Origin of the sequence: Brevundimonas sp., from assembly GCF_023259385.1 — a bacterium.
Lineage (GTDB): Bacteria > Pseudomonadota > Alphaproteobacteria > Caulobacterales > Caulobacteraceae > Brevundimonas.
The window spans coordinates 7873-8483 of record NZ_JAHFPF010000152.1 but is presented as its reverse complement, the minus strand read 5'-3'; the positions used below and the strand labels follow the sequence as shown (position 1 = coordinate 8483).

Sequence of the window (611 nt, the reverse complement as noted above, 5' to 3'; positions counted from 1 at the left end):
TCGGCCACCTCCGGGTCGGTCATGATCGTGGCGGGGTTGGAGTTGACCAGGATCACCCGGTACCCCTCAGCCTTCAGCGCCTTGCAGGCCTGCACGCCGGAATAGTCGAACTCGCACGCCTGACCGATCACGATCGGGCCCGCGCCGATGATCAGGATGGACTGGATGTCTGTGCGTTTGGGCATGGGCCTGAGGCTCTTCTTCTTTGGATCGTCAGTTCGTCACGACCGCGCACTCCCAGCCGTCGTAGTCGAGCTGGAAGGCCGCGGCCCAGGATTGCATCATGGAGGAAACGGGCGCGAACGACGTCTCGTCCACCGGGATCGTCGTTTCCAGAACGGTCATGTCGTCCTGCCCCCGGGTCACGAAGCCGGCGCGCCGCGCCACCTCGTTCAGGTCGTCGTGGTCGCCCTCGCCGTAGAAGTAGAACAGCGTGTGCCGGGGCGTGACGCCGTTGTCGCCCTGGGCCGCCAGGGCCGCGCGCACGGCGGCGTCGCGTTCGTCATGGCTGGCGTCGGAGGCGGACACGGGCGGGGGAGGCTCCTTGCGCGCGCGAACCCGGCGCGGGCGGCTGCCGGCGCGGTTCCGTTCGGGTTGTCGGTTAAGCGGCC

Annotated in this window: 2 protein-coding genes; both read right to left on the bottom strand. The window is 68.4% G+C overall.

What is annotated here, in order from left to right; translation table 11 throughout:
* Positions 1-185 (bottom strand): hypothetical protein (locus Q0C81_RS12200; protein WP_291838127.1); only part of this gene is annotated, 185 nt, incomplete at its 3' end.
* Positions 186-213: 28 nt separating this feature from the next.
* A complete protein-coding gene (locus Q0C81_RS12195; RefSeq protein WP_291838124.1) occupies positions 214-528 on the bottom strand; it encodes a hypothetical protein in 315 nt (104 codons plus the stop codon).
* Positions 529-611 lie beyond the last annotated feature (83 nt).